Below are 7,676 nucleotides of genomic sequence, written 5' to 3'. Positions count from 1 at the left end.
GTTCAGCGTGAATGTATCAGGTTTGGCGAAGAAATAGCCCTGGCCATACTCGCAGTTCAACAGCCTCATTGGTGCAGTCGCTGTAGGGTTTCGATCCCCTCGGCAGTGACATCCATTCCCAGGCTGCGGGCCAAGGTGATGATCAGGCAATAGTCTCGGCATTTTCTTCATTCGGCCCCCAGCGCGAGATGAAGGAGTGATCGATTTTCAGGCCATTTTTTCAGGCCATTGATGAGGTAATCCTGCAGGCCCCTGAGAGAGGAGTAGCCTGGGCCGAAGATCAAAACCCCCGCAATTGCGCCAGTTGCTCTGCCGCTAGAAACCGTAGCCTATTTTGCGGTCTAAGGAGATCTTTCGGTGCTGGGGTGGTATTGCTGCCGTCTTTCTTCCAATTCCATCAGGATCTGCTGATGACGCTGCCGGGTGATTGGGTAGAACCACACCAGCAGGATCCCGCCGATCAGGGCCACCGCCGGTAAGGGGCCAATGGCAACGCGAATGGCCAACAAAGCCGATTCCGGCTGGATGGGCAGGGCCTCTCCGGCCACCGAAGGCACGAAGCCGGCCCAATCCAGAGCTTGCCCCACGAAAAACAGCCCCAGTGCCAAGCCCACCTTTTGTAAGAAGACCATAAAAGCGTAGAAGATCCCCTCCCGCCGCTCCCCGGTTTGCAGTTCATCCAGATCGATCACATCCGGCAACATCGACCAAGGGCCGAGATAGGCTGTAGCAGAAACCCCAATGCCGGCCAACAGAGCCAGCCCAATCATGATCCCCTGCTGCCCGGGCTGGAGAAAAAACAGGCCTGCCTGCGAGATCAGCCAAAACCCCGCCCCAATGAGGTACATGGTGCGCTTGTCCAGATGGGTGCTCAGTTGGGTCCAACCGAACAGCGTCAGCACTGCGATCCCCTGTACCGCCAGTACCACCAAGGAAATCCACACCTCCGGCAGGCCCATCCAGAAGACGATGAAATAAGGGATGATTGTGGCTGTGAACTGAAACGCCAGCCAAGAACACAGGTAGATGCCGCTGACAAACAGGTAGGGGCGGTTGCTGAAGGCCACCCGCAGTTGTTGAACCAGGGGCATGGGATCCCGTTGGGATGGATACCGTTCTCGCACCCCCCAAAAACAGATCAGCAAGGGCACAGCCGAGATCACTCCAAAACAGGCTCCGGCCAGCAGATGGCCGGCAGCCCGATCCGGCAGCAGGTTGACCAAGAGCGGAAAGGTAACCACCGCAACCATGCTGCCCCCTACAGAGAAGGCAAAGCGGAATTGGTTGAGCTGGGTGCGCTCGTCGTAATCCTGGGTCAGCTCCGCTGTCAGGGAGGCGTAGGGAATATTGGCCGCAGAGTAGAAGGTATTGAACAAGAGCGACACCGCCAGGTAGTAGGCAAACAGGGGGCCAATCCGACCGGGAAAAGGGATCCACCACTGGGCCAGGAACGTGAGGCCAAAGGGGAGGGCTGCAAACAGCAGCCAGGGGCGGCGACGGCCCCAACGGGTGCGGGTGCGGTCGCTGAGAATGCCGATGATGGGATCGTTGATGGCATCCCAAAAGCGAGTGATGGCGTAGATGCTGCCGGCTAGGCCTGCCGACATGCCAACGGTATTGGTGAGAAAGGGCAGCAGGAAAAAGATGAGGATGTTGGCCGTCATGCCTGTGCCCAGATCCCCCACCCCGTAGGCCAGCTTCGTCCACAAACTGAGTCGCTGTCTGGTCATCATGTCCCCCTGGAATGCCAGGATTCCAGTGTAGGGGGTAGGTGGAGATTTCTTTTTTGGGGATCCCTGGAAAAGCTGATCAAAATTCAGGGTCTTCTCCCAGTTCCCGTAGCCGCTGGGCCAGTCGTTCGGCTCGGGAGCGTTCCAATTCAGCCCGCTGCCGTTCTAGTTCAGCTCCCGTAGGCAACAATTGCCCTGCCCTATCATACCAGCGCACCCAAAAGCGTTCTCGCCCCTCGTAGGATCCCCACCACCGACCGATACTCAAGTCCAAATCGGGCAACAGAATTGGGGGATGTTCTCCAGCGCCTGAGCCGGGGAGCAGCTCATAGTGTCCGCCCTGGAGTTGATAAACATTCAGCTCATCGGTCTCTAGCTCGAAGGTGACGTAGTAGGGGATCCGCAGCCGCCTTTCGTAGAGCTGGAATTTGGCTTGTCCGGGTTTTTCTTCCCCCTGGTCGTTGCAGATGATCTCCAAGATGAGAATAGGCAAGATATTCCCTTCATCCCAAACCACATAACTTTTGCGGGCAGTGCCATCCCGCCAACGGGGAACCCCCAGCACCAGAAACAAATCTGGAACAATGACCTGCCGGGGTAGGGCGTAGTAAAGGCCCATATTGCAAGCCACAAAAAAGTCTTGCCGATCTGACCAGTGCAGCAGCAGCGGTTCCCGGAGGAGGGGGTATTGGCGGCCTTGATCCTCGTTGTCCAAGGGGGTGTCGTCTGTATCGGGCAAGTCGTGCTGGGTGGGCCAGCGATAGGGGGCGATGGTCATGGCCGGGCAGGAGCAGTATGCCTCCACTGTAGCGAATGGGTTAGGACTGCATTTGGCTCATCGCCTCCAGATCCAGCACCTTGGCCACCTGTTCCGGGGTCATCAAGTTGCGCTCTAAGACAATCTGCCGAATGGACTGGCCGGTTTCCAAAGAAGCCTTGGCCACTTCTGCAGCTTGCAAATAGCCGATGTAGGGGTTGAGGGCGGTCACCAAAGCCAGCGTCCCTTCTGCGTAGCCGCGGCAGCGCTCCGGTTTGGGGGTGATGCCTTGAATACAGCGCTCGGCAAAGACCCGCAGGCTGCTGTTCAGAATCTGCAGGCTGTGCAGGAGGTCATAGGCAATCAGGGGCATCATCACGTTGAGCTCAAATTGCCCCGCTTGGGCTGCGAGGGTGATGGCGGTATCCAGCCCGATCACCTGGAAACAGACCATGTTCAACATCTCGGCTATCACCGGGTTGTACTTGCCAGGCATGATGGAAGAGCCGGGCTGCACCGGCGGCAGTTGGATCTCCTTCAGGCCGGTCTTGGGGCCAGAATCCATCAGCCGCAGGTCGTTGGCCAGCTTGATGCCATCTTGGGCCAGGTTGCGCAGGGATCCCGACAGATGCACAAAGGGGGCCATGCTCTGCATCGCCGCCATGGGGTGGGGAGCAGGGGTGAGGGGCAACTGGGTATACTCTGCCAGCCGTTGCACCACCCGCTGCCGATACTGGGGATGGGTGTTGAGGCCGGTGCCGACGGCGCTTCCCCCCAGCCCCAAGCTGCACAGGGCCTGGCTGGCCTCCTCAATCCAGCGACGGTGTTGGGCAAAGATGGCCGCGTAGGCGCCGAAGCTATCCCCCAGCCGCACCGGCACCGCATCCTGCAAATGGGTGCGACCGGCCTTGAGGATGCCGCGAAACTCTTGGGCCTTCTGCTCCAGCGCCGCTACCAAATTGTCCAGCGTGCCCAGAAAATCCCGTCGCACCCGCAGCAGGGCAGCCAGGCGAATGGCGGTGGGGATGACATCGTTGGTGGACTGGCCGTAGTTGACATGGTCGTTGGGGCTGACCCGCTGGTAGCAGCCTTTGGGCTCCCCCAGGATCTCCAGAGCGCGGTTGGCCAGCACTTCGTTGACATTCATGTGGTGGGAGGTGCCCGCCCCTGCTTGGTACACATCCACCACAAACTGATCCCGCAGGGATCCCTGGAGGATCTCATCCGCCGCTTGGACAATCGCCTTGGCCACCTCTGCCGGAATGCACCCCAGCTCGCCGTTGACCTCCGCCGCCGCCTTTTTAATCAGCACGCAGGCCTCCACATACTCTGGCAGGGGCTTGAGGCCGCTGATAGGGAAGTTCTCCAGGGCACGGGCGGTCTGGATGCCGTAGTAAACCGACTGGGGTAGTTGCCGCTCCCCCATTGAGTCTCGTTCGCTGCGCACCTCAGCCAAGGCTTTTCCTCCCCCGTTCGCGGATCCTTGGGCTAGCTTCCGGCAGCCTTCTCTGAGGGTGTCTCGACGGCTGCAGATAAGTTTTGTAAAGTAGCCTGCAACTGCTGGCTGAGGCGCTCGTTGTTCTCTGCCAAGACCAACACCATGGCCGCACAGGCCAGATGCACCCCTGCTCGAAATTCTGCCGAAGACTTGTACTGGATCAGCGCTTCGCTATCCCCTTCCCGCGGGCTGAGGATGAGCTGAACCGACTTTTGGGCCAACTCTGTCAGTTCCCGTTCCGTTAAACCGAGCTGCACCGCTTCTGCCCTCCCTGCTGGCCGACAAACAACCCTCGATCCTGTTCAAGATCGCCACTTTGGTATCCTACCGCGGCCTGGCAGGATCCCCAAGTGAGCGGGCCTTGACAACGCTTGACGGCTCTAGAAAGAGACGGAAAATGCCGGTTAGTATAGGTGCAGCCTGCCTTAGCCTGCGGGCCAGTGGCCGACTTTGATTGGAGAGTCCAAACTCAGGGTTCGGCACTGCTCCGAAGGGGGCTAGTCCTACTTAGCATTTGTCTTGTGTTGTTATTTCGTTGAGAGAGGAAAACTTGACCGTAGAGCGTCCACCTGACCGCTTCCCCCGCAAGCAGCGCGCAGAGCTGCCGGCCATCAACGAGCGCATCCGCTTCCCCAAAATCCGCCTTATCGATACCGACGGCACTCAGTTGGGGATCATGAGCCCGCGCGAAGCCCTGCGCCTGGCAGAAGAAAAAGATCTGGACTTGGTCTTGGTGAGCGAAAAGGCCGACCCGCCCGTCTGCCGCATCATGGACTACGGCAAGTTCAAGTTTGAGAAGGAGAAGAAAGAACGGGAGGCCCGCAAGAAGCAACACACTGCCGAGATCAAGGAAGTGAAGTTTCGCTACAACATCGGCGAGCACGACTACAACGTGCGCCTGCGCAGCGCCCAACAGTTCTTGGGGGATGGAGACAAGGTGAAAGCCACGGTGATGTTCCGCGGTCGTGAGGCCCAGCACGCCGAGTTGGGGGAAGAATTGCTGCACCGCTTGTTCAAAGACTTACAAGAAGTGGCGGAAATGCAGCAGCCCCCCCAAAAGGAAGGGCGAAACATCACGATGATTCTCTCTCCCAAAAAATCGGTCTGAGGAGGGATCCCACCCATGCCCCTTGCCGTTGGGGATCCGGCTCCGGAGTTCACCCTGCCCGATGCCGAGGGCAATCCCATCAGCTTGAGCCAGTTGCGGGGACAGCGGGTGGTGCTCTATTTTTACCCGCGGGACAACACCCCCGGCTGCACCCAAGAAGCCTGCGGCTTTCGGGATGCCTACGCTGACTATCAAGCCCACGGCATCGCCATCTTGGGGGTGAGCGCCGACGATGCCCGTTCCCACCAAAAATTTGCCCAGAAGCTGCAACTGCCCTTCCCCCTGTTGGTGGATGAGGGGGCCAAGGTGGCCAGGGCTTACGGGGTCTATGGGCCGAAAAAGTTCATGGGCAAAGAGTACAACGGCATTCACCGCACCACTTTTGTTATTGATCCGGAGGGGAAGATCGAGGCCGTTATCACCAAGGTCAAGGTGGAAACCCACGCAGCGGAGCTGCTCAAGCAGTTGACCGGCTCTTAGGCTTTCCGGTGGGAGTTCGGCAGACCTGCTGCTGGGCTCGTTGTTCTGGAACCTGAGCCAAGACGGGAACGAAAAGAGCAAAAAAAGATGTAAAGTGCCGGTATTGATTCCTCGTGGGCTAGGGCCGTGTCCCGACGCAGCCGTACCCTCAAGTCGATTCACGACAGCTACCAAATGTTGGGTTTGGCCGGCCAAGGGCAGTACGGGCGTGTATTCTGTGCCCGTCCCCGTCAAGGAGGAGACCTGGTGGCCCTGAAGGAGCTGCCGGCGGAGCGCTTTCCCACCCAAAATCTACTGCGGGAGCTGCGCCATCTGCTCACCCTCAACCACCCCAACATTACCCGCTGCTACGCCCTCGAACATGCCCGCGAAGGTCGCTACCTGGTGTTGGAGTACTGCGAGGGAGGCACGCTGCGGGAGCTGATCGACCAGGTGGAACAGGGGCTGTGGCTGCCGGTCAAGCAGGTTTTGGGCTTTGTGGATCAGATTTTGGCCGGGTTAGATCATGCCCACCGGCAGGGGGTGATCCACTGCGATGTCAAGCCCGAGAACATCCTGCTCAAGCCCACGCCCCAGGGCTGGCAACTGAAGCTGACAGACTTTGGCATTGCCCGCCACTCCCAGCCTCTTCCCGATGAGATCAGCGCCACCGGATCCCCTGCCTACATGGCTCCCGAGCGCTTCTACGGTCAGTTTAGCCCTGCCTCGGATCTCTACGCGGTGGGGATCATCCTGCTGGAGCTGTTGACAGGCCGGCGGCCTTTTTCCGGATCCCCCGGCCAGTTGATGCACGCCCACCTCAACCAGCCGTTTGTCTGTCCAGAAGGGATCCCTGCCCCGCTGCGGGAGGTGCTGGAGATAGCCCTACGCAAGTTGCCCTTGCGGCGGTTCCGCACTGCTGCCCAAATGCGGTCGGCTTTGGCGGTGGTTGCCCAAGAGTGGCAAGAGCCGGCCAGTTGTTGGGTTGGCCCTCGCCTGCCCAGATGGCCGCCCCCTGGGGTACAGGTTTGGGATCTGCCGGATCTGGGCTCTGTTGACACTGGCGGGATGGAGTTCCTGGCCGAGCAAAAGTTCTGCATCTGCGAGGATCCCAGCGGCTCCAGATCCCCGCTGCTGTTGCGGGTGACCCCCCAGAGGCTGGAATGGCTGGAGCTCCAGAACCTTGCCCTGGGATCCCCTGCTTTGGCCCGTTTTTCCCTGGACGAGCCAATTCGGGCGGTGCTGCCCTTGAACACCTTCCCGGAAGCCCTGGCCTTCTCCCGAAGCAGCCTTTTGCACCTCAGCCCCAGCCGCATCCGCACCTTGCTCAGCTTTGAGGAGGATTGGCAGGCCACCTGGCTGGCAGAGCGACAGGAGCTGGTCTGGGCCACCGCCCAAGAGTTGGGGGCCGTACAATGGCAGCCGGCCACGTCGACAGGAACACAGCCTTTCCCCGATTCCCGCTGCTATTTTCGTTGGCCTTGGCAGGGATCCCTGTCCCGCTTGCTGGCCCTCTCGGAGCATCTGGTTTTGTTGACAGGTGTGGGGCAGCAGTGGGTGGAGATGAGCCTCTTGCCCTATCCCAAGGGACACCATCCCACTGTCGCGACCGGTTGGTCTCTGCAGACGGGATCCCAGCCCATTCGCTATCGCCTGCCCTTGGATCCCCAAGGGGGGGTGATCAGCTTGGGAGAACGGTTGCTCTTTGCGGCAACAGATGAGGGAAGGGAAGGCCAGCAAGGTTGCTGCCCTTATCTCCACTCGGTGCAGGTGAATCCGCTGCGGGTGCGCCGCTGGTTCTTGAAAGGGCAACCTGTCCAGATGGCCAAGGCCCCTTGGGGCGTGCTGCTGCTGTGTCGAGAGGGCGAGCAATCCACTTCCCTCTGGCTGTACAGTGAAAAAGGGGATCCCTTGGCCCAAGTAGCTGTGCCTAACGGCTCACAGGTGTTGCAGGTGGGCCAAAGGGGCAAGATTTGGCTGCAGGTGCCCAAAGCAGAGAAATCTCACCTGTCTCAGCTTTGGCAATTGGATCTGAACTGCTTGCCGGTGAGTGGACAGCCTTCCCAGGTGATGCTGTGCGACCCAGCGATCTAGAGTTTCGCCAAGGACTCCGTCCCGCTGTCG

At 59.7% G+C, this 7,676-nt stretch carries 7 protein-coding genes; 3 read left to right on the top strand and 4 right to left on the bottom strand.

The features are described 5' to 3' along the window. Window positions 1-341 precede the first annotated feature (341 nt). From NW819_RS04500 to NW819_RS04485, 4 genes are all read right to left on the bottom strand, one after another. Entirely contained in the window at window positions 342-1,730 is a 1,389-nt protein-coding gene (locus NW819_RS04500) for an MFS transporter (protein WP_414332055.1), read from the bottom strand. A 79-nt stretch (window positions 1,731-1,809) separates the two neighbouring features. Then, the gene (locus tag NW819_RS04495) at window positions 1,810-2,508 is read right to left on the bottom strand and encodes a Uma2 family endonuclease (protein ID WP_414413015.1); all 699 of its coding nucleotides are present in this window, start codon (window positions 2,506-2,508) and stop codon (window positions 1,810-1,812) included. Between the two features lie 40 nt (window positions 2,509-2,548). Beyond that, a complete protein-coding gene (locus NW819_RS04490) occupies window positions 2,549-3,934 on the bottom strand; it encodes an aspartate ammonia-lyase (protein ID WP_414413016.1) in 1,386 nt (461 codons plus the stop codon). Between the two features lie 41 nt (window positions 3,935-3,975). Continuing rightward, window positions 3,976-4,242 (bottom strand): hypothetical protein, encoded by a 267-nt coding sequence (locus NW819_RS04485; RefSeq protein ID WP_414332053.1) that lies wholly within the window; start codon window positions 4,240-4,242, stop codon window positions 3,976-3,978. A 293-nt stretch (window positions 4,243-4,535) separates the two neighbouring features. Here NW819_RS04485 and infC point away from each other — a divergent pair, with 293 nt between their 5' ends. The 3 genes from infC to NW819_RS04470 all read left to right on the top strand — a co-directional run bounded on the left by infC (window position 4,536) and on the right by NW819_RS04470 (window position 7,646). Then, window positions 4,536-5,093: a translation initiation factor IF-3 gene (infC, locus tag NW819_RS04480; protein ID WP_011432175.1), complete on the top strand. Its 558-nt coding sequence runs from the start codon at window positions 4,536-4,538 to the stop codon at window positions 5,091-5,093. 15 nt (window positions 5,094-5,108) lie between these two features. Further along, window positions 5,109-5,573, top strand: a complete 465-nt coding sequence (bcp, locus tag NW819_RS04475; RefSeq protein ID WP_011432174.1) for a thioredoxin-dependent thiol peroxidase — start codon at window positions 5,109-5,111, stop codon at window positions 5,571-5,573. A gap of 126 nt (window positions 5,574-5,699) precedes the next feature. After that, window positions 5,700-7,646: a serine/threonine-protein kinase gene (locus NW819_RS04470; RefSeq protein ID WP_238376869.1), complete on the top strand. Its 1,947-nt coding sequence runs from the start codon at window positions 5,700-5,702 to the stop codon at window positions 7,644-7,646. The last annotated feature ends 30 nt before the right edge of the window (window positions 7,647-7,676 follow it).

The sequence above is a fragment of the Synechococcus sp. R8-2 genome, assembly GCF_047461715.1.
In the GTDB taxonomy this organism is placed as follows: Bacteria; Cyanobacteriota; Cyanobacteriia; order Thermostichales; family Thermostichaceae; genus Thermostichus.
Note: the sequence above shows the minus strand (reverse complement) of the source record. Positions and strands in the feature narration are given on the sequence as shown.

Coding starts and splice junctions, on each gene's coding strand:
- bcp (WP_011432174.1), top strand. CDS start 5,109: ATGCCCCTTGCCGTTGGGGATCCGGCTCCGGAGTTCACCCTGCCCGAT.
- NW819_RS04495 (WP_414413015.1), bottom strand. CDS start 2,508: ATGACCATCGCCCCCTATCGCTGGCCCACCCAGCACGACTTGCCCGAT.
- NW819_RS04500 (WP_414332055.1), bottom strand. CDS start 1,730: ATGACCAGACAGCGACTCAGTTTGTGGACGAAGCTGGCCTACGGGGTG.